The 23362-nt window shown below is 39.5% G+C and carries 17 protein-coding genes; 7 read left to right on the plus strand and 10 right to left on the minus strand.

Annotation, left to right across the window (positions count from 1 at the left end):
- Positions 1-2: 2 nt before the first annotated feature.
- Positions 3-3404: a histidine kinase dimerization/phospho-acceptor domain-containing protein gene (locus tag AC2SLN_RS09135; protein WP_486548324.1), complete on the minus strand. Its 3402-nt coding sequence runs from the start codon at positions 3402-3404 to the stop codon at positions 3-5.
- A 436-nt stretch (positions 3405-3840) separates the two neighbouring features.
- On the opposite strand from AC2SLN_RS09135, the gene cysM reads away from it, so the two are divergent.
- The 6 genes from cysM (at position 3841) to AC2SLN_RS09165 (ending at position 12233) form a co-directional block, all read left to right on the plus strand.
- Positions 3841-4788, plus strand: coding sequence for a cysteine synthase CysM (gene cysM / locus AC2SLN_RS09140; protein ID WP_486548165.1), 948 nt, complete (start codon positions 3841-3843; stop codon positions 4786-4788).
- 161 nt (positions 4789-4949) lie between these two features.
- On the plus strand, positions 4950-5771 hold the full coding sequence (locus AC2SLN_RS09145) for a 3'-5' exonuclease (protein WP_486548164.1): 822 nt from the start codon (positions 4950-4952) through the stop codon (positions 5769-5771).
- A gap of 168 nt (positions 5772-5939) precedes the next feature.
- Positions 5940-7484, plus strand: a complete 1545-nt coding sequence (rlmD, locus tag AC2SLN_RS09150; protein ID WP_486548163.1) for a 23S rRNA (uracil(1939)-C(5))-methyltransferase RlmD — start codon at positions 5940-5942, stop codon at positions 7482-7484.
- Positions 7485-8028: 544 nt separating this feature from the next.
- A complete protein-coding gene (locus tag AC2SLN_RS09155; protein ID WP_486548162.1) occupies positions 8029-10677 on the plus strand; it encodes a RelA/SpoT family protein in 2649 nt (882 codons plus the stop codon).
- A gap of 3 nt (positions 10678-10680) precedes the next feature.
- Entirely contained in the window at positions 10681-11676 is a 996-nt protein-coding gene (gene mutM, locus AC2SLN_RS09160) for a bifunctional DNA-formamidopyrimidine glycosylase/DNA-(apurinic or apyrimidinic site) lyase (protein ID WP_486548161.1), read from the plus strand.
- A gap of 143 nt (positions 11677-11819) precedes the next feature.
- The gene (locus AC2SLN_RS09165; RefSeq protein ID WP_486548160.1) at positions 11820-12233 is read left to right on the plus strand and encodes a hypothetical protein; all 414 of its coding nucleotides are present in this window, start codon (positions 11820-11822) and stop codon (positions 12231-12233) included.
- A 105-nt stretch (positions 12234-12338) separates the two neighbouring features.
- Here AC2SLN_RS09165 and mscL read toward each other — a convergent pair whose 3' ends face one another.
- From mscL to AC2SLN_RS09180, 3 genes are all read right to left on the minus strand, one after another.
- Complete coding sequence (gene mscL / locus AC2SLN_RS09170) at positions 12339-12761, minus strand: large conductance mechanosensitive channel protein MscL (RefSeq protein ID WP_486548159.1); 423 nt, start codon at positions 12759-12761, stop codon at positions 12339-12341.
- 267 nt (positions 12762-13028) lie between these two features.
- Positions 13029-14879, minus strand: a complete 1851-nt coding sequence (typA, locus tag AC2SLN_RS09175) for a translational GTPase TypA (protein WP_486548158.1) — start codon at positions 14877-14879, stop codon at positions 13029-13031.
- Positions 14880-15169: 290 nt separating this feature from the next.
- Positions 15170-16477: an OmpA family protein gene (locus AC2SLN_RS09180; protein ID WP_486548157.1), complete on the minus strand. Its 1308-nt coding sequence runs from the start codon at positions 16475-16477 to the stop codon at positions 15170-15172.
- Positions 16478-17050: 573 nt separating this feature from the next.
- On the opposite strand from AC2SLN_RS09180, the gene AC2SLN_RS09185 reads away from it, so the two are divergent.
- The gene (locus tag AC2SLN_RS09185; protein ID WP_486548156.1) at positions 17051-17641 is read left to right on the plus strand and encodes a GspH/FimT family pseudopilin; all 591 of its coding nucleotides are present in this window, start codon (positions 17051-17053) and stop codon (positions 17639-17641) included.
- A 194-nt stretch (positions 17642-17835) separates the two neighbouring features.
- On the opposite strand, the gene pdxJ is transcribed toward AC2SLN_RS09185, so the two are convergent.
- The 6 genes from pdxJ to lepB all read right to left on the minus strand — a co-directional run bounded on the left by pdxJ (position 17836) and on the right by lepB (position 23249).
- Positions 17836-18600 (minus strand): pyridoxine 5'-phosphate synthase, encoded by a 765-nt coding sequence (gene pdxJ / locus AC2SLN_RS09190; protein ID WP_486548155.1) that lies wholly within the window; start codon positions 18598-18600, stop codon positions 17836-17838.
- Positions 18601-18677: 77 nt separating this feature from the next.
- The gene (gene recO, locus AC2SLN_RS09195; protein WP_486548154.1) at positions 18678-19412 is read right to left on the minus strand and encodes a DNA repair protein RecO; all 735 of its coding nucleotides are present in this window, start codon (positions 19410-19412) and stop codon (positions 18678-18680) included.
- A gap of 208 nt (positions 19413-19620) precedes the next feature.
- Positions 19621-20673 (minus strand): GTPase Era, encoded by a 1053-nt coding sequence (era, locus tag AC2SLN_RS09200; RefSeq protein ID WP_486548153.1) that lies wholly within the window; start codon positions 20671-20673, stop codon positions 19621-19623.
- A 188-nt stretch (positions 20674-20861) separates the two neighbouring features.
- Complete coding sequence (gene rnc / locus AC2SLN_RS09205; protein WP_486548152.1) at positions 20862-21668, minus strand: ribonuclease III; 807 nt, start codon at positions 21666-21668, stop codon at positions 20862-20864.
- Positions 21655-22077, minus strand: a complete 423-nt coding sequence (locus tag AC2SLN_RS09210; RefSeq protein WP_486548151.1) for a DUF4845 domain-containing protein — start codon at positions 22075-22077, stop codon at positions 21655-21657. Before AC2SLN_RS09210 ends, rnc begins: the two co-directional genes overlap by 14 nt.
- Before the next feature lie 344 nt (positions 22078-22421).
- On the minus strand, positions 22422-23249 hold the full coding sequence (lepB, locus tag AC2SLN_RS09215) for a signal peptidase I (RefSeq protein ID WP_486548323.1): 828 nt from the start codon (positions 23247-23249) through the stop codon (positions 22422-22424).
- Between the last annotated feature and the right edge of the window lie 113 nt (positions 23250-23362).

Here is a 23362-nt window from a genome sequence, read left to right on the forward strand (position 1 = left end):
CCCTAAATCATTTTCCAAGTCATGTCGTTTTCACTGAGCCCCTTGTCACTATCGTCATCATTGCTAGCATCACTTTTTTGCTGTGTAATACAGGCCTCTAAATCCAAAGCTTGTAGTGCCTTCAAACTGGCTATCAGCGCATCGTAATATTCCTCTAATAATACAAACTGTGGCGGAGTATTGTGTTGCACATTCAGTAAGCATTTGTCTTCAAAACTTTGACTCGTATTACGAATTTGCGGAACACCTGTATAACGACTTGCACCTAAAATTCGATGCGCAATTTGCGCCAACTGTTTACGGTCAAAGTTCTGCCATGCTTCTTCTAACTCTCTGATTTCATCAGGGACTGAGTTTTGCATCATCGTTAACAGTTGATGAGCCAATTTAGGTTTATTGGCTGAACGTGCTAACGCATCCTTCCAGTCCACAATTAAAGCTCCCGAATCATTATCCGCGAGGGGGCTATTCATATCTATCACATAACTCGAATGCGCATTTGACTTTACGTCCTCATCATGGCTAATCAGAGAGCTGGCGGGCGCATCGCCACCTTTACCCAACCATCTCTGAAGTATTTGCAATAATTGTGGGCGGCTAATAGGTTTACCAACATAATCATCGATACCTGCCGCTATCAGCTTCTCTTTCTCTTCTACTAAATCTTGTGCTGTGAGGGCAATGATGGGCATGCGTCTATCTGGCATGCCGTCTTTTGCATTTATATCCGCTTCTAATTGGCGAATTTGCTCCGCTGCTTCATCCCCCGACATACGCGGCATTTGGACATCCATAAAAATCAAATCAATCTTACTTTCGTTTTCAGATCCATGTTCAAACACAGAAGAGGCTGTACCCTTAGAGCCGCCTCTAATAAGATGTTTGCTAACAATATCAACCGCATCATAACCACTGTTTGCAGTAATAACTTCAATGCCAAGCTCACTTAACAAGGCGTCTAATACCAATAAGTTTGGCAAATGATCATCTACAGCCAAAATTTTAACCCCTTGCCAAATTGGCGGAGAAACAACGGTTGAAACATGAGAGTTACTTGTATCAAGCAGGGCATACAGCTGACGCTTATCGAGTGGCTGATATAATCCAGAGGCTTTGTAACGCTCTAATAATGTAGCGTCTAATGCCACTTGGTATCCGTAAATAGCCAACTTGCCTTGGTAATGCAGGCGAATTTGTTTTAATAATGCGGCTCTTTCTTCGAGTGCTTCATCATCGCCCCCATCAAACACCACCCAATTCCAACGGTCACTTTGCTCTTTGAGTCGTTCAAGTGCACCTGCTAAGGAGCGCGCTGTGGTCACATTGATATTTAAAGGACGAACAGACGCTATAAATACCTGTAAGCTCGATGCATGACTAATCCATACCAGTACCTCAAAGGGCTTATCATTATCATTAGATTGAGCAAATGGACGTAGTACCGGTAGTTGTATTTTTGTATTTATGCCTTCATCAAGATTTGCACCAAATTTAACATCAGATACATCATCAATATCTACATGGGCAGGTATACTAAACCAAAAAGTAGCTCCTGTTCGAGTCACCATTTTTGTGACCACTTGATTTGACTCATCTGCGTTGTTATGCAAGCTTGAATCTGACCTCACAACTTGCTCGCCGCTATATTGCTCGGCATTGTCATAAAAGCCAATTTTGCCACCCATAAGCCGTGTTAATTGTTTTGAAATTACCAAACCTAACCCAGTACCTCCATACTGACGAGTAATCGATGGATCACCTTGACTAAAGCTTCTGAATAATTGAGCCTTTGCATTTTCTGAAATACCCTGCCCTGTATCCTGAATAGCAATATGAATCATGTCGCCACTGTGTCTTTTGTCATTAGCGGTATCAGACACAGCGGTGGTCTCATTGGTAGCTTCATCTAATCCTACTCTGACAACGACTTCACCCACATCCGTAAATTTAATCGCATTGCCTACTAAATTAGTAAGCACTTGCTTCACTCTCAGCGCATCGCCAATAATAGTGTTAGGTACGTCGTTATAATACAACACCGCCATACGCAACCCTTTTTCTGAAGCTAATGGAGAAAGCATATCCATTACATCATAAATGGCCGCATACAAACTGAATTCGTGCTTGTCTAATTCGAGCTTACCCGCTTCAATTTTAGAAAAATCCAATACATCATTGACCAGTGCAAGCAAATGCGCTGATGATTTTCGGATGGTTTGTACGTATAAATCTTGCTCAGCATTTAGATTACCATGCCGTGCCAATAAATTAATAAATCCATCAATACTATTGAGAGGGGTGCGTAACTCATGGCTTATATTCGCCAAAAATGCTGATTTCGCTTGGCTACTTGATACGGCTTGGTCACGCGCTTCGCGAATGAAAATATTTTGCATCTCCATCTCATCAAATGCATCGCGTAAGTCATCTTCTGTTTGGTCTGCATGATCTTTAAGCCCTTGAAAATCACCATATAAACGGCGTAAAGTCTTAACCAAATCTTGTTGTAACTGATTTAACTCGCCACTTGCATCCGTTGTGACTGGGTGATACATATTATCAGGAGTAATGTGTTGTAAATGCAAACGTAAATCATAAATAGGCACTATCCACCGCTTTGCATACACATTGAGACTAAGTAGTAAAATGAGTAGCGTGAATAAACCGGTCAATCCCAGTCCTAGCCATACTCTCAATCTTGCAATGATGAGTGGCTGATTGTCCATATCAACAAACAACCAATATTTTTTGTCCCCAACGCTACCCAATCTATAACCATAAGCACTGCCCATCGCTGTTGATACGCCACTAATAAACTCTTCGTTAAGAAAGATGTCAACGCTTTTATCTGGATGCCACATTGGCATTGTATTGGCGTCAGATGAAGCGATGACGTTACCTTGCTCGTCAATGACAGCCACTCGGTTAACATGCTGTTCATTATTCATTGAGGCAAAAATTAACCCAATCTGGTTCTGCACATCTTCAAGTGCGTCGCTCTTATTTAACTTTAACAAATCAGTATTGTTCAGCTCATGTTTAGCAGCAGCCATATGCTCATTTGCCGCATTTATTTCGATGTTCGTATTACTGGCATTCGTGCCCTTATTTACCTTTGTTATTTCTGAATTGGTACCCAAGTTTTCGCTATCTTGGTTCAGATTAATAACACCATTTTTCTGAACGTTGTTTTTACTAATAATCGTTGGAAGTAGTTTTGTAATGATAGGTTCATAGCGAATTAATGCCGCCGTAGCCATGGTCTGTTGTTCTGACTGCAGTACTTTACGCGATTCTTTTTCCACCAAATAGGCACCTACCGCCGCCAATAACGTGATGGGCAAAAAAACCATCAGTATGAGCTGTGCATAGGCACTACCAAAATCGAAAAATTTTTTAGACATCATAATTTATGTTTTCAATATAATAGGTTATAAAACTGGGCTATAAAATATAAGGGGTTATGATGATTAACCTACTCTGCTCTATTCATAGTAGTTAAAAGTTTGTATTCAGCATTCAATAAGTAGGTATTCAATGGAATAATCAGCAAACTGGCAAGCTACTAATACGGTATCCTTCTTAAATACACCATGAAAAGTGAGATGAAAACCTCCTAGACATGCCATAGAGTTAAGTGTAACAGGTTTTTAACCGATTGCAGATAATCCTAGCACTTGCAAAATGCTATAATTTACCCCATTCATAAATATATTATGCTAGGGCGTAACTTACGTTTACATCAGTCTTAGTTTGATAGGTTTCATGAACTCTACTACAGTCAAACATACAACATGCCCTATATCCTATAACACATATTCCTTCGCATTGAGAATCGTTATGTCAAATCTTACTTCTAACTTAGATAATTTTACCAACCAAATATCTACCCTAGCAGACTGCTTAGGGAATACGCCTTTAGTGGCTCTACAACGCCTTCCGCAACTGCAAGGCATCCATCATTCCGTTCAGATATTGGCCAAACTTGAAGGTAATAACCCAGCCAGTTCGGTTAAAGACCGACCCGCATTTAACATGATTTTGCAGGCTGAGAAACGAGGCGATATTAAACCTGGCGATACTATTATTGAAGCCACCAGTGGTAATACTGGCATTGCTCTAGCGATGGTTGCAGCTATGCGCGGATATAACTTGATACTATTAATGCCAACCAACTCAACACAAGAGCGCAAAGATGCCATGGCGGCTTATGGTGCCACCCTTATTGAGGTAGATGACGGTATTGAAGCGGCTCGTGACCAAGCCCTACAGCTTGAAGCAGAAGGTAGAGGCATCGTACTCAATCAATTTTCAAACCCGGATAACAGTGCCGCTCATTATGCCACTACAGGCCCTGAGCTTTGGCGACAAACTCAAGGGAAAATCACTCATTTTGTGAGCTCTATGGGTACCACAGGTACCATTTCTGGTACCGGAAAATATCTAAAAGAGCAAAACCCAGACATTCAAGTAATTGGACTACAACCCGATGAAGACGCTTCAATTGCCGGTATTCGCCGCTGGAGTCCAGAATATCGCCCTGAGATATTTGATGCGAGTGTGGTTGATCGTATTATGGATGTTAACCAAAATATCGCAGAAGCTTATATGCGTAAACTTGCCCGTACTGAGGGGATTCTAGCAGGTGTTTCTTCTGGTGCAGCCGCATGGGCCGCACTGCAAGTAGCCTCTGAAATTCAAGAAGAGCAACCTGAGGCTATGGTTGCCTTTATTGTTTGTGATCGCGGCGATAGATATTTATCTACAGGGCTATATACCGAACAATAAACACTAGCAAAAGTAGAAGGCCTATTAGCTAACTGCTTTGAGCACATTTAATATCAGTATATTTCATATAGACCTATTTAATAAATCTGATGGCACTCCATCACGCAGGTATAACGTTGCTCAATCATTACCCAAACCTTCACTCATAAAATGGTCAAATCATGACAACTTTTCCAAATGCACCCGTATTAGTATTTGATATCGAAACCATTGCTGATGTTGAAGGAGCCCGTCGCATTTATCCTGAGCTGGCGACCCTAAATGATTCAGATACTTTATCTGCGTTAACCAGTATGCGTTTACAAGAAGCTGGGCACGACTTTATGCGTTTACCGCTACAACGTGTTGTTTGCATCTCTGGGTTGTATATTGATACCAATCAAGATACATTTTCTTTATTCTCACTCACGGGAGAAACACTAACTGAACAGGAAATGTTAGCCAAATTCTTTCGGGCTTTTAGTGATGTTAATCATTTACCGCAGTTAGTAAGTTGGAATGGGTCTGGTTTTGATATCCCTGTTTTGATTTATCGCGCTATGCAATATAACTTGAGCGTTCCATTATTGTTTGAAGAAGGTAACCGAATGAGCAACATGCGATTTAATAACTATGTGAATCGTTTTCAAACTCGGCATTTAGACTTGATGGATAGGTTCAGTCAATATGGTGCGAGCCGCCGTGAAGCTATGGATGTTGTTGCTAGTCTTTATGGGTTGCCGGGTAAAACAGATGTAGATGGCAGTATGATTGGTAACTTAGTTAATGAAAATAAATGGCACGCTTTATCGCTATACTGCGAATCCGATGTGCTCAATACGTGGTTAATTTATTTGCGTTGGCTACGCTTAACTGGCGATCTAACAAGTAGTGATTTCAACTCGTGGCAAACGCAAACCCATGACTACTTATCACTCAAAAAAGACAGTGATGATAGCATCCGTCATCATGACTTTTTAAGTGCTTGGAATATGACACCCTAAAATTGCTCAGCACGTCACTGCGATAGTGATTACCTGCATGTTAGATAAAACAAGTTACATGCTTTGACACTCATCCGGATACTGCATTTGTGTGTTAAAATCTTTTATTTAAATATCACATTTCTTGTTTTTTTTATCCATATTTAGTACAGCTAAACAGGCAGGTTTATGCAACCCACCCAGACTACAAAATCTAACCCCTCCAACTCATCTGGCAGATCAACACTGGCTACGGCGCCCAGCAAAAAAATGTCTAAGCCAAACTCGAAAATACGCCGACGCCTCAAGGACGCCAAGCCTGTGCCGTTTAGAATTGATGGGTTATCTCATGATGGTCGCGGCGTTGCCGTATATGGTAATGGCTTTGATGATGACTCTGGCCATACCTTGGATAAACACGGTAAAAAAGTATTCGTTAGTTTTGCCTTACCAAATGAAACGGTTAACGTTCGTTTGACCAATAGCCGTAAAAGTTTTGAAGAAGGAGATGCGATTGCGCTGATTGATAATGCTCATCCTGAACGTCAAACGCCGCCTTGCCCACATTTTGGTGTTTGTGGGGGTTGCAGCTTGCAGCATTGGCAGCCTGATGGGCAAATTGCTTTTAAACAGACTGTGCTTGCTGAATTATTAGAACATCAAGCAGGTGTACAGCCAGAAAATTGGCTAGAACCTTTAGTAGCTGATCGTTTAGCCTATCGCACTAAGGCTCGCATGGGCGTTCGTTATGTTGCCAAAAAAGAGACCGCACTGGTTGGTTTTAGAGAACGTAATAGCAATTTTTTAGCTGAATTAAATGAGTGTCATATTTTAGATAAGCGCATTGGTTTTGAGCTTGAAAACCTAAAGTCACTTATTAGTACACTCGATGCTAGAAGCAGTATTGCTCAAATAGAGTTGGCGATGGGAGAAGAAATCCCTGAGCTTGCTGATGGCAATCAGGCGGTTGCCCTTATCATACGAAACCTAGAACCGCTATCAACCCATGATATTAATAAACTAAAGGCATTTTTTTCGGTTCGCAATTGGCAATTATACATACAGCCAAAAGGGCCTGATAGCATTAAGCGTATTGCCCTACATGAGAGCGACGATATGAGTCAGCAGTTTGGCCGCTTATATTATCAGCTTCCTGAGTATGATTTAACTTACGAATTTATTCCTACAGATTTCACTCAAGTCAACCTATCTGTTAATCGCAAAATGACCAAGCTAGCTTGCGATTTACTCGACCTAAAAACAGGGGAGCGAGTGCTCGACTTATTCAGCGGTTTGGGAAATTTCAGCCTTCCTCTAGCTCGCTTGGTTGGCGGTACCAACGGCACTGAGGGTGTCGCCATTGGCGTCGAAGGTTCAGACGCTATGACTGCACGAGCATCAGACAATGCAAAACGTAATAGTATTACCAATACTGAATTCTATACGCAAGACTTGACCCAAGACTTTAGCGATCAGCCTTGGGCTCAGCAAGGCTTTGATGCTATTTTGATTGACCCGCCTCGCTCAGGTGCGTGGGAGGTTATGCACTATTTGCCTCGCTTTGATGCTTCTAGGATAGTTTATGTCTCATGCAACCCTGCAACACTAGCCCGAGACACTAAAGCACTTATTGAATATGGCTATCACCTGACACACGCAGGTGTAATGGATATGTTTAGCCATACAGGCCATGTTGAATCAATAGCTCGTTTTGAGAAAATTCAGTCAGTCTAAGGCCTGATATTTCATTTATTACCATTAGTTTCGCTAAAGAGTTATAAGTCTAAAAGACAAGACACAAGCCTGCACGATAGCGGAACTAATGATAATGACACCCTTCTTATTTGTTTAATAGGTTTAGATAATCCTGCTGCAACGTTTTATATCTGTCTGACAAATGCGTGTTTCCCAAACAAATTGGTATTACTAATTCATGGTATAACTAATTTATACGCTAAAATAGTATAACTGTCTATAATGTTTCTCCAGCTCACAACTGTTCACAAGTCTCGTCTTGAAATTATATTTGTAAATAAGATAATGCTATTAGCAAATAATGCCAAATAAACAATATCAACATAGGCAGGAAACAGATGACTCCAGAGCGTACGTTTTATAACATCCATGATTAAGCTGAAAGCGTTCTTAAGTTGAAAGCGTTCTTAAGTTGAAAGCGCTTATTAGTTTTCGGCTTTATACATCAGAATACATAAGACAGTTTGAAGACGCAGTTTGTTAAAATAATAACTGTATTGATAGATAGCTGAGGGAGGAAGTTGTGGTAAAAGTTCGTGAAGGATTGCCCCTAATTGACGGTCGTAAAACGACGGAAGACAGTGCTTCACTCGCTGCACAAATGGTAGCACAACATCAGCATGGCTATTATAATCCTGCCCGCCCAACTTTTGTGATGCTCAATGAAGACTTAAAAAAACACCTAGCCGCTTCAAAGCTGGCATCTGCAATGGAAGACTCGATTCATGCTAAAAGCAACTCAAGTGCAAACAAGCTAGGTCTAAATACATTAATCTACTCCCAGTATCCTACGCACACTAGCAGCGCCGATGACGAAAACTCGGAATATCATTCCTCTAATAAAAAGCACAGCGCGGTTTGGACTGCTCAATCAAACCAACTTCAATTTTCTGATGAATCTGGTAATAAGCTGGCTGACAACACCCTCATTGATTTACCAGCATGGCTTAAAACAGTTGCGAATCGGGTCAACCTTGATGAGCTTCCCAATCTAGCCAAAGCGTGTGAGCTGATCGGCACTCAGTCCGTATTAAGCGAGAACAATCGCTCTAGTGCCTACATGACCGGAATTGGTATGGCCGATATCTTAACGTATCTTTATCAAGATGAAGATGCGTTAACTGCTGCGATGTTATATCGTGCTGCACGTATTAAGCTGATTTCACTTGAACAAATTAAAGAGCATTTTGGGCAGAATGTCGCCAAACTAGTGATTGACACTCTGGCAATGGGACAGCTATCTGATACTATAGAAAGTAATAAGCGCCTAGAGGACCATCTGGCTAATAACCAGCGTGAGCAGCTGTCAAACATCTATAGTATGCTTATCTCAATGACTAATGATGTTCGCGTTGTGCTGATTAAGCTTGCTGAACGTACCTTTGCTATGCGTGAATTATCCTACGCTTCCGAAGAGCGTCAAAAGCGTGTTTCGCGTGAAGTCATGACCATCTATGCTCCTTTGGCACACCGTTTAGGCATCGCTCAAATAAAATGGGAACTTGAGGATTTAGCGTTCCGTTATCTTGCCCCCGATCGCTACAAAGAAATTGCCAAACTACTTTCAGAGAAGCGAAGTGAACGTGAAGAGTACATTGAACGAGTACAATTAAGGCTTGAGGAAGTTTTAGCAGAAGCGGGCATACAGGCTGAGGTCACTGGCCGCGTCAAGCATATTTACTCTATTTACCGCAAAATGAAGCTTAAAGGGCTCTCCTTTGATCAACTCTATGATATTCGTGCATTGCGTGTTTTAGTTAATACCCCCTCAGAGTGTTATCACACTCTTGGCCTAGTGCATGGCATTTGGCGACATATTCCTGACCAATTCGATGACTATATAACCAACCCAAAGTCCAACGGTTATCGCTCCTTACACACCGCTGTAATCGCAGAAAATAAGTCGCTGGAAATTCAAATCCGTACACACCAGATGCACTTTGAAGCCGAACTTGGCATGTGCGCACATGTTCAGTATAAAGAAGGGGGGAAAAACAAACAAGACTCTTATCTGCGTCAGAAAATAAGTTCAATACGCCAGATTTTGCTGGCTAGATCTGATAATAAAACGAGTTCTCCTAATCCAAACCTTTTTAACTTAGATGGACAAAATGACTTACCTTATGAGCTGGATGAAGAAGAACAGCTTGTAGATTATGAAGAGTTTGAGCGAATTTATGTTTTCAGCCGTGATGGAGATATTACCGAGTTACCAAAAGGGGCAACCGTACTTGATTTCGCCTATTACGTTCACACTCAGGTTGGTAACCGTGCTCAAGCGGCTAGAGTAAACCAGCGCTATGTTCCGCTAACTTATCAGTTAAAAACCGGCGAGCAGGTAGAGATCATTACTAAATCATCTCGCGAGCCTAACCGAGACTGGCTCGTTCCTTCTTTAGGCTATATCCATACCAGTCGCGCTCGCTCTAAACTACGCCAGTGGTTTAATAAGCAAGACCGTGAAAAGAACTTAGAAATTGGTAAGCAGATGCTGGCTAAAGAGCTTGGTCGTCTATCCTTACACCCAAATAGTATTGATTTAAAAGACTACGTAAAGCATTTCAATGCGAAAAGCCCAGACGATATTTTAGTCGGTTTAGTCACAGGTGAGATTGGTTTACATCAGCTAACAGGGCATATCTCACGTGAACTAGATCTAGCACCAGAAAAAGAACATCTAGACTATACTCCAAGCGTCCATCCACGAGCTACTGGAAAACTCGATGCTTATAAGATCAATATTGATGGACTTGATAATATAGAAACACGCTTTGCAAATTGCTGCAAACCTATTTACGGGGAACCCATTGCTGGCTTTATTACCCAAAGTAGCGGCGTATCAATCCATAATCGTGGATGTGCTGAATATGCTCGTCTCATTGAAAAAGAGCCTGAGCGCCAAATCTCAGCAGCTTGGGTATCACAACATACAAGCTATCAACCGGTTGAAATACTCATTGAAGCCTATGATAGACGGGGATTACTACGAGACTTAACTCAAGTTATTGATAAAGAAGATGTCAATATTCGTGGTGTTGGCACACAAACTGATAACGATAACGTGGCTCATCTTAAATTCAACATCGAGGTTACTGGTCTCTCCCAGTTGTCGAAACTACTGGCTAAACTAGAGCAGCAGCCAGGCATTTTACATGCCAGACGGGCGGTCTAAACCATGCCAGAATTACCTGAAGTAGAAACCACCAAAGCTAGCCTAAATCCATTATTGGGTAAGGTGGTTAATAAAGTCTCAGTTTATGAGAGAAGATTGCGTTGGCCGGTTCCAGAAAATATTAGTCGACTTGAAGGGTATGTGTTAACTCACGTTAATCGACGTGCAAAATATCTTATATTAACTTTTTTAAAGGTGTCAAATAACGACTTGACAAGTGAAACGCCTGCCAACTATCCTAAGACTGATACAGCGCATAGCCAATCAGTCATTATTCATCTAGGGATGTCTGGAAGTTTGCAACAGTTTCCAATTGGCACCGCTAAAAGAAAACACGATCATTTAATTTTAGCGTTTAATAACTCAGACAAATCAACTGGGGATATTACACAGCTGCATTATCATGATCCTAGACGCTTTGGTTCCGTACTTTGGTATGAGGATTATTCAGACAAACTATTCAACCATCTTGGCCCTGAGCCTCTTGATGAAGAGTTTACTGGCCTGTACCTGTATAACCGTATCCATAAAATTACTGGAAATATAGACACGCCAAACCCTGTGTCCAACATGAATAGAAAGTCCAAAGTATCCTCTATTGCTAGTATTGCCAAACCCATTAAGTCGCTTATAATGGATCAAGTTTTTGTAGTGGGAGTGGGTAATATTTATGCTACTGAGAGTTTATTTTTATCAGGTATCCACCCTAGCACGCCATCACACTACCTGAGTTTAGAGCAACTCGAAACGCTAGTAGAGCATATTAAAGCTATCTTAAAACGAGCTATTCAGCAAGGTGGTTCTACGTTGCGTGACTTTACGGTGGCCAGTGGGAAGACTGGGTACTTTCAGCAAACTTTATTGGTTTATGGAAAATATAAAGCCCCTTGCCCAACTTGTGGGACATTTATTGAAAAAGTCTCTATTACTGGACGGGCAAGCACATATTGCCCTAACTGTCAGCCATTAATTACGCGTTATCCAAACTCGCTTGATTAACTTTGCATATCTTGATTTAATGCAAGCAGTTAATGCTTAATAATTTACCCATGCTTGTAAATAGCTCTAACATTAAAAAGCTCTAACGTTTATTATAATATTAAACCTCAACCTATCCTCAACCTATAATGAAGGATTATAAAATGAGTTCTAAACTAATGCGTGTTGTCGTATCGTTAGGTTTATCTATCATGCTTGTAACGCCTAGTATGGCCGCTATTGAGATTGATGAAGACGATTTTGGTCCATCCTATGAAACTATGGTTGTAGATACTGTTGTGGGCAAACCATTTCAATTAGTCTCGGCTATTACTGGTACGGCTGCTTATCTTATTAGCCTTCCATTTTCAATTATTGGTGGGAACACGGCAGATGCACAGCAAAAGCTGGTAGTTGAACCTTGGCAAGCGTTAGGACGATGTTTAGGGTGTTCTGTCGCAGAAAATAACTTCTATAAGTCCCAAAGTATGACCAATAATCACGTTCGCATTATAGTCGATCAACCTTCAGAAATTTTGATTAATACAAATGATAATGTGGTTGTAATACCTCAATAATTATTGTTACCTTATACTTAATAATACATACAAAAAAGGCTAACCTTAGGTTAGCCTTTTACATATCACATGGATTGTTCATTGTAAAATATTGCTTAATAAAAGCTACTTACTTAACTTCTGACTAATTTCACGTAACAATACCACTTCTTCTGATGGCGCCTCTACCACTGCGTCATCATTGCGACGCATATTATTCATACCTTTTACCATCATAAAGATAATAAAAGCCAAAATAATGAAGTTAATAAGGACAGTAATGAAACTACCATAAGCAAGAATAGGAACTCCTGCTTCCTTTAAAGCTTCATAAGTCATAGCGACACCTTCTGGAACATCGCCTAAGACAAAGAACATATTTTTGAAATTTAGCTCGCCGCCAAAAATCATGGCAACGATAGGCATAATAATATCTTCAACTAAAGATGTTGTAATAGTAGCAAAGGCGCCACCAATAATAACACCCACTGCTAAATCCATTACATTGCCTTTTAAAGCAAACTCTTTAAATTCAGATACCATACTCATAAAAACTTCCTATTTTAAAAATATTTAAATATACAACATTAGGTTATTAACCATACTAGTATCCATCTAAATGAATAAAAATCTCATTTAAGCCGTCTACTTAAGTTTATGGGTTTCAGGAACACGTGATGATTGACATAAAAGATTAAACATAAAAAAGGATTAATATAGTAATTTATATCAATCCTAATTTAAAGTAATTATTTGTCAGCTGTTAATGACTAACTAATAATAGATTCAAGCTAAGAGGCCCTTCAAACACAAGGGTTAGCTATCTTTTTTGCTACGGCCGTGACGCTTACGTTCACTTTCTGTTAAAAACTTTTTGCGTAAACGAATAGACTTAGGCGTTACTTCAACTAGCTCGTCATCTTCGATGAACTCAAGTGCCTGTTCAAGTGTGAATTTGATAGCGGGTGTTAGTGTTAACGCTTCGTCAGTACCACTAGCACGAACGTTTGTTAACTGCTTCGCTGTTGTTGGATTGACTACCATATCATCGCTACGAGAGTTTAAGCCGACAATCATACCTTCATATACTTCAAGCTGCGGTTCAGCAAATAACTTTCCGCGCTTTTGTAGGTTAAATAAAGCGTATCCTAGGCAAACACCATTGGCCATAGAGACTAAAACACCATTAGTACGACCGCCCACTTCACCTATTTTTTGCGGACCATAGTGTGAAAAGCTAGAAGTCAAAATACCTGAACCTGAGGTAAGCGTCAAAAACTCTGAACGGAAGCCGATAAGGCCACGAGCAGGCATTACCGCTTCAATTCGCATACGACCTTTACCATCAAGTTGCATATCGGTCATTTCGCCTTTACGCAGTCCCACTTGCTCCATAATGGCACCTTGATGCACCTCTTCAACATCAAAAATAACATTTTCATAGGGTTCTTGGAGCTTACCATCAACTTCTTTAACAATAACCTCTGGTCGAGAAACACCCAACTCGAAACCTTCACGACGCATATTCTCAATTAATACCGATAAATGTAGCTCTCCACGACCAGAAACTTTGAATTTCTCAGGAGAGTCTGTATCTTCAACACGTAGTGCCACGTTATGAATTAACTCACGCTCTAAACGTTCACGAATATTACGTGATGTCACAAACTTACCCTCACGACCAGCAAACGGAGAGTTATTAACTTGGAATGTCATAGAAACGGTAGGTTCATCAACCGTTAAAGGAGGTAACGCTTCAACGTTATTGGGGTCACAAATTGTGTCAGAAATATGAAGCGCATCTATACCAGTAATACATACAATATCACCAGCTTGAGCATCATCTACTTCAATACGGTCTAAGCCATGATAGCCCATGATCTTTAAAATTCTGCCGTTGCGTGTGTTACCCTCTTTATCGATAACAGTGACTTGTGTATTCGTCTTAATTCTACCGCGCTCAATACGACCAATACCGATGACACCCACAAAACTATTGTAATCAAGGCTTGAAATTTGCATACGGAAAGGAGCATCAGGATCAACCTGCGGCGCTTCAACAACGTCAACAATAGTTTCAAAAAGCGGTGTCATATCCTCTGCAAGATCATCAGCGCTCATACCCGCAACACCATTTAGAGCTGAAGCGTAAACAATAGGAAAGTCCAGCTGCTCATCAGTAGCACCTAGATTATCAAATAAATCAAAAATCTGATCCATTACCCAATCAGGACGCGAGCCAGGACGATCGATTTTGTTGATTACCAAAATTGGCTTAAGTCCTTGTTCGAATGCTTTTTGAGTAACAAAACGGGTTTGAGGCATTGGGCCATCAACAGCATCTACCACAAGCAGAACACAATCTACCATAGACATAACCCGCTCCACTTCTCCGCCGAAGTCAGCGTGACCTGGTGTGTCCACAATATTGATTCGATATTCAATATCTTTCTTAGGGTGTTGCCATTTAATAGCGGTATTTTTAGCAAGAATAGTAATACCACGTTCTTGCTCAATGGCTCCAGAATCCATGGCGCGTTCTGCAACATTTGCCCGTTCATCAAACGTACCGGATTGATGCAATAACTTATCAACTAAAGTAGTTTTACCATGATCAACGTGGGCTATAATGGCGATATTGCGTAAATTTTGTATTTCGTTAGACATATTTTAAAGACTCAAAAATTTTAGATATAGTCGCAGCAATTTAACTCGGTATAAGGTAACCGTCTGCAACCCTTAGATTAAACAAGCTCATTGATTTGCAAATGCTTTAACTATAATTATTAACAGATATGGGTTAGCCAGTTTAAGGGCGTTAGTATAACATTTTAATATTACAAGTTATGCAGTTATTTGATAAATGCTATTACATAATTAGAGACAATTTAAAGGAAAATAAAAAAAGCTGCCAATTGGCAGCTTTTTTGTATAACTAAGTTTTATTTGAATGAGTATTATTGAACATTCATATCTTTAGTTTGTTCAACAGTCATAGATTTGTTACCAGTGATCACTGCATAAACACGACGGTTCATTGCACGACCTTCTTCTGTATCGTTAGGAGCGATAGGACGATCATAACCATAACCAACTGTACTTAAACGGTTAGGAGCAACACCAAACTCGCTAGTCAGCATGTTTTTAACTGCGATTGCACGAGCTTCAGATAAGCGTTGGTTATAACGTGCTGATGGACCAGTTTTTGAAGCATGACCTTCGATGCTTGCAGTTGAGTTAGGATATTCGCCCATTTTCTCTGCAACTTTAGCAATTTCTGGCTTGTATTGATCTTTGATGTTTGATTTATCGTTATCAAAGAATACACGCAACTCCATTTTAAGCTCATCATCAACAATAACTTCTTTCGCACAGCCATTTTCATCGACTACTACGTTAGGCTTAGTATTAGGACATTGATCAAGTTTATCAATTACGCCATCGCCGTCAGAATCTTGATCAGTTTCAACAAGAATAACAGGGGTAGGTTCTACATCAACAGGGGCTGGAGCAGCAACTGCTGGGCTTAAGTGACCACCTAAAACAACTTCTAAACCAGCAAGAGCCATGCCTTCCCACCAGTTGTTGTCAAAGTTATGGATAGCACGTGCTTCACCACGTAGGCTCAGTGCATCGTTAACACGATACATAGCACCCAAACCTAAGTTACCGATGGTATCGGTAGATTCTGCAACTTCCGTACCTGCTTTTACAACTTCACCTGCAGTAGTATTGTTTGAAGTTGACTCAGCTGTGTAAGATTCTTGGTTTTCAACTTTAATCTTAGATTGACCCGCACCAATTAAACCATATGGGCGTAGACGGCCATCTTGACTATTGAAGCGCTCAGAACCGATCAAGAAGTTACCCGTGATCATTTCTTGCTCAACATCAAAGCGATTTACGCCTGCTGTAGCAGAATCTTCTGAAGCTTCACCGTTTGCGTCTGCAACACCGTATTCAACTTGGAACTGTGCGTTTGGTGTTAATTCAATACCTAACGCAGCACCTGTGTACAAGCCAGATTCTTTAGCAACGCCACCATTTAGGTTGCCGCGACTGCCATCACCAATCACTTGACCGTCTTTATTTTTATAAAGATCTTTACCAGTGCGAAGAATTTCACGTTGCTTATCTGCAGTATCTTCGATATCTTCAGTAACATGGTAACCAAGTAAAAGTGGGCTGACAGTAACACCAGCGTTAGCGGCCATAGGAACAGCAGCTGCAGCAATCAATGCCAAAGTAATTTTGTTAAGTTTCATAAACTTCCTCCAAAGGACGGTTTGTGTGCAATTCAATAAATAACACGCTATTTTTCTATTATTAATGTCATGAGCAATAAAAAAAGCAAAGTTATGACACTAACTTATACTATCACACGTTAGCTTATCTATAATTAACAAAAGTTTCAACACTTTTTTATATACCTTAAGCTTAATAGTGGATAAGTATAAAACAGTACTAAGAAAAAATACCCCTAGTAAATATTTAGGGGTTTAAATTCATAGTATTAATTATTACCGCTTAACAACTATTTATTACCGCTCACGTACAATTAATTAATATCTATATATTAGTACATATTTAATGTTAATTCTATTTATAGAAACTTATATTCACTGAAAGTAACAAAATTTGACATTAGCAAATATATACTTTTAAATGAACTGTTCAAGATCACTTTAAATCAGTGTCTAACAGTATATGCTAGATATCAATTGAATGTAACTATTCCATTTAATATCTTTACCCATACTTGCTAGAACTGCTCTAATTATTTTTTATAACAGTTGATTTGATATTTATAGAAATAGTATCTAAAAAGGCTTTTATGTATGCCTCTCATGTCTGATCGGAAATATAAGACCCTAATTAAAAAGAATAGATACTGCCATTCTAAAAATGGTTTTACCCTTGTTGAACTTATTATAACCCTATGTATTATTACGATAATTTTACTTATTGCCACGCCCTCTTTTATCAATCAGTTAAAACATTGGGAGTCTCGACAAACTCGTAAAAATATCGAAAACACAGTCAGAATTGCAAAGGCTGAAAGTCTCATTCACCACCAGAATGTCATCATGTGTCCAGCCAACAAACAATTAATATGCCACAAAGAAGCTACGGATTTATTATTGGTATTTATTGATCAGGATAAAAACAACCTTTTTGATTCAGAAACTAATAAGTTGTTATTGCGGTTATCTTTAGACCTCGATTACGGTAAAATCCATTTGAGAGCATCACAGCGCAACCACTTTAAGTTTTTCGGCGATACAGGGTTACCTCGTGGTCATTTTGGACATATTAAATACTGCCCAACCGATAAAGAGGCAAAATTCACTTATTTAGTATCATTGAACAGTCAGGGAATTACTCGATTTAAACCTAAAGAGTCCTACCCTACCGACTGCCCTTCTTAACCGATGGACCTTTCTAATAGTTAGCCTAAATACCAGACTAACTGTAAACCAATAACCGTCATTATAAGTGCTGGACATCGAGTTATTAATAACTGTTAGCCATTAGGTTTTGCTATAAGGAATTACGACATACCTAATAATAAATTAAACCTCAATCACTCAACCTACATACAACCTAGCTAGATAACCGTGTATTAATAACCTTGCATTGCTTTTCTCATTGCTTTGACAGCAGCTTCTAATCCCATAAAAACACTATCTGCAATCAATGCATGACCAATATTTAGCTCATGTATCCCTTCAATACAGGCAATGGCATATACATTGTCTCGTGTTAAACCATGACCTGCATTCACAAGTAAACCTTCTTTAGCCTCCAATGTGTATTGAGTTGCCTGTTTAATTCTATCAAGCTCTTTTTGTATGCTATCAGAATCCTGCTGCAATGTGGCTTGAGCATATTGACCAGTATGAATTTCAATGGCATCTGCACCACTTAAAATAGCCGCATCAATTTGTTTGCGTTCAGGGTCTATAAATAAAGATACATTAATATCCATTTCCTTTAATGATGCGATGAATATAGCTAAACTATCAGTCTGACTGGCAACATCTAATCCGCCTTCCGTGGTTACTTCCTGACGCTTTTCGGGCACAAGGCATACCCATTCTGGCTTTACGTCTCGGGCTATAGACAACATCTCATCTGTTACAGCCATCTCTAAATTCATTCGAGTAGACAACCTTGGTTTCATACGATAAACATCGTCATCTAAAATATGACGCCTGTCTTCTCGCAAATGCAGGGTGATACCATCAGCGCCCGCCTTTTCACAAAGTATAGCCGCTTCTACAGGATCTGGATAAGCGACTCCTCGTGCTTGACGGAGAGTAGCAATATGATCAATATTTACTCCCAGTAAAGGTCTACTTATATTATCTTTGGTAATTTGAGTCATAAAAAGATGGCCTACAATATGCACTAATTATGTGGTTTTAATCTTATAGTTGGATTAGGTTGATATATTATCAATATTTATTGATATCGATGGTACTGTTGCCATAATATTCGACTTTGTAATGGCTGATACTCGAATAAATGATCAACGATTTCACGATGAATAATTGACCAGTTTTTTAAAGTTTGTAAATGAATGCCTGTGCGCATTTCAATAATATCATGACCTGTCATTGGCTCTAATTGCATAAAGTTACGTGCTTTGTTAACCGTTTTTGATGTTCTCATATCCTGATATGTATCTTCGTCATTTACTGGCATCCACCCACTATTTGCACTAAAGCGATACCCGAGATCTGGATCAATTGGGTTCTGCCCACTGTCTTGGTCTAAATCAACTGCAACGCCCAGCTCATTAAAAAGTGTATGTTCATAAAAACGCAAAGCCAATCTCAAGCTATTATTATCGAGCTTGTGCTGTAGCTGCGTTACTACCTCACTATAGTGCGCATAGATTGAAGGAACACTATCTTCAACTGGCAGTAGCTTTAGCGTAATTTCATTGATATATAACGCTGCATATTGTTGCTGTCCCAGTAAGCGCTCATAGGAATGGGCTATGTTTACTTGTTGAAATGTTTTAAGGGGTTTTTTGCCATTTGCAAATAAATTCAAAGGTACAAATTGCGGAATGCCTTTTTTCGCAATACCATGCACAATTCCATGCTCAAGGGTTAACAAATAATAAATCGCTTGTTTATCTTTAAAGGGACGTTGATGCAAACTATAAGCATTCAGCGCTTCATTACGCATTATTATCCTACACAGCTTATGAAATTAGTTGATAAGTTGGGGCGTATCTTCATTTAGATTATAAGAGTAAAAATGAGATAAATTTTTATTAAACACGCATGCCTATCTAAAATAATAGTGAACTATCAGCTAGAAATCAGACACAGGTTAGCAAAAATCTATCCGTTTTTACCCATAAAATTAATTTACTGGCCAATGAGGCGACGCCCTAGTAACCAAGACTACTCAAAGCTCTTGCATCGTCTGACCAGCCCTGTTTTACTTTGACCCATAGATTCAACATGATTTTACGCTCAAATAAAGCTTCCATATTTTCACGAGCTTCAATGCCCACTTGTTTAATTCGGCTTCCTCTCTCGCCAATAATAATTGCTTTTTGGCCATCCCGCTCAACATAAATAGTGGCATCAATAAAGGTTACCGCCTTACGCTTACGTCCAGTTTTTGGATCTTTGTGCGCAGGCTCATCTTTAAACTCATCAATTTGTACCGTTAAATCATAAGGAACTTCATCACCAACCTGACGCATAATTTTTTCGCGAATAATTTCACTTGCTAAAAAGCGCTCACTACGGTCTGTTATTTGTTCTGTATCATAAATCGGGGCACCTTGCGGTAAGTGAGAATAGATCACTGATTTAAGTGTATCCAAGTTCTGACTCTTTAACGCTGAGACAGGCACAATATCGGCAAATTTGAAGTTGTCATGATACTGTTCTATCAATGGCAGAATAGCCCCTTTATCTTCGAGGGTATCTGCTTTATTTATAACCAATACCACTGGCGTTTTTGTTTCGCCTATTTTTTCTAATGTCAGTAAGTCATCATCTCGCCATTGATCACTATCAACAACAAACAAAACCAAATCCACATCTACTAAAGCAGATATCGCTGCTCTATTCATACGTTCATTAATTAAACGCACTTCATTACTGTGAATGCCTGGTGTATCAACAAAAACAGCCTGCATATCATCATTTGATAATATACCATGAATACGATGACGTGTTGTTTGCGGCTTACGTGACGTAATCGATAACTTTTGACCTAAGATATGATTCATCAAAGTGGATTTACCCACATTTGGACGACCCACTATGGCAACATATCCCGCATGATAATTATCCGAGACTGTTGCGGCGCCATCAAAGAAGTCATCAACCAAATTATTCAATGAACCATTTAACGAGCTATTCACTAAATTCTCATTATTTTGATTGCTGTGTTTATTTTGATTGTTGTCTTTAGGGGTGTTTGTCATATTTATATTTATCCAGTTTTGGTATTTTAAAATTTTGGCGGTACATTAGCTATTTGGCTGACTATTAAAAAAACTGGTCAAAAAATCTGGCTATCTGAGTAACGCGTAACGCTAGGAATCTGTTTAAAAATAATGGAGATTAATGATGGCTTTACTTTTATAACCTGATTTCTATAACCTGACTTCAATTAGAGTAGTTTAATAGTTTTGTCACTAACAAGTTTGTTGAGTTGATTAATCATTTTTTCTGCCGTTTTCTGTTCAGCTATACGGCGACTCTCTCCTGACTCTATAATTGCACAGCTGTGAGGAACTTCTACTTGACAGCGTACGACAAATATTTGATTGGGTGCGTTACCCTGAGTCTCGAGCAAGTCGTATGAGGGTAAATCAAATTTATGACCCTGTAGCCACTCTTGTAGTCGGCTTTTAGCATCTTTTAGTACACGCTGGTCATTCACATTATTGATAAGTTCATCGAACCAATCAAGCACACATTCTTTTATCGTATCGATATTCTGACTGTCTAAATAGATCGCTCCAATCAAAGACTCTACCGTATCTGCAAGTATTGAAGCACGTTCTCTACCGCCACCCTTGCGCTCTCCGATACCTAAAATTAAATGGGATGATAGCCCAAGTTTTTGCGCAACCTCAACCAAAGATTCTTGGCGAACTAATGTCGCACGCATCCTTGTCAGTCGGCCTTCATCTTGGTTAGGGTATTGATAATATAGTGCCTCGCCAATAATCATGCCCAACAATGCATCGCCCAAAAACTCCAACCGTTCATAGTTGATTTTTCCATTATAAGAGCGGTGCGTTAAGGCAAGCTCAGCCAAACTGGTATCAACAAACTGATATCCAATACTACTTTGTAACCTGCTTAACCCTTGTTGAAAATTAGTATAGCGCTGCTTAGGAGGATACACGTCTTTTTTTTGCCTCTTTAGTTTAATGTCTTCTACTCTCTTTATTGTATTATTTGGCGGCATTTTCTGCTGTTATATTACCTTCAAAACGATTCACGATATCAATGTTACCAAACAAGTTATTAACCACATTATATTTTTTATAAACCTTCAGCCTGCCTGGAGAATTATCCGTAAATTCAATAACTTCTTCAGGGTTTATATCATAATAAGCATTGATAGACAGCTGATGATCTAAGCTTCTCATAAATTGTTGAGCCGAGTCTTGATTGGCATTAGCAATACTAAGTTCATGGGCAATTAACTTTGATAAGTGACGGTCGCTTATTTGAGCGGGAATAATAGCAATGCCAATTTTTATAAAAAAACCAATTACTAAAATAAAAAACATAACACCCGTGACACTAGCGCCATGTTGCGAATATGAAACGCTATGGGGTAACAACGGGCTCAACCTTGTCATTTTTGGCATGATAACCTTCCAGACATAATAACCTTAAATAATAACCTTAAATAATAACCGCCTAAGATGCACCAAAATCCATTAAAAGCTTAAACCACTCTAAATAATAGAAACAAAGCGTTTATCAAGTGAAAAGATAACCTTGAGGCATAAGTCCATTACCTCGAATACACCCGCCATCTCTAATCATAAGTTTCGCATCATTGGTAAGAATATCAGGGACAAAAATAAATTGGTATTGACTGGTTACTATTAGGGTCTGTTGAACATTCTGATATTAATACGACATTATAGAGTTTAAATATATATTATGCTTTTAGGGTAGATAGTTGCTACATCCACATCTGTACAGTTTAATCTATATTTCGATTGTATGAAAAAGTCGGCAAATTCTTAAGTCCCGGTTGTTTATGCATCCAAACGTAAAATGCTTTACCCGCTAGATATTCATCAGAGACAAAGCCCCAATAGCGACTGTCTTTACTACGATCCGTGTTATCACCCATGGCAAAATAAGCATCGTCAGGTACAGTCACACTCCAGTTATCCTCGCCTGACAGCTGTTTATCAAATAGCATTGAGTAGTCACTCATACGTAAGCTTGGGTTCAAATGACGGCGTAGGTAGGTGTGTTCACCCAACTGCTCTTCATAATATCTAGCACCACTTTCCTCATTACGGGCGGTAAGAGCGGCATCCTCAGGCGACAACCGCCATTCCCTATTTGGGTTAGGGTCTTTAACTGGGGTATACATATGTTCTGTCATCATCTCATCAGCAACAAAATTTGCTCGCTCCGTTGGCACTAACTGTCCATTAATGGACAATTTGCCGCTCTCATAGCTAACCGTGTCACCTGGCAGACCAATAATACGCTTAATGTAATAAATTTTTGGCTCAACTGGATATCGAAACACTGCCACATCCCCACGTTCAGGGCTTCCAGTGTCAATTACTTTATCATACGTCAATGGGAGTCTAATGCCGTAAGCGTACTTATTAACAGCGACAAAATCGCCTGTATATAAAGCAGGTACCATAGATGATGAGGGAATATTAAATGGTTCAATGATAAACGATCGCACAATTAAAACTACCGCTAGCACTGGAAAATAGTCATGTGCCCAGCGAATTAAAAAGTGTGCTTGCGAAGACTGTGGCTGATGTACGGTAGTTACTATATTAGCTTGACGTTTGGCTTCGCGATATTCACGTTCTGCCTGTTTGACAGGCATTGGCGCCTCATCCGTCTCAATCGACTCCAAATCCTCATTACTTGAGATATCGAACATAT

The organism is Psychrobacter sp. CX90, assembly GCF_057396305.2.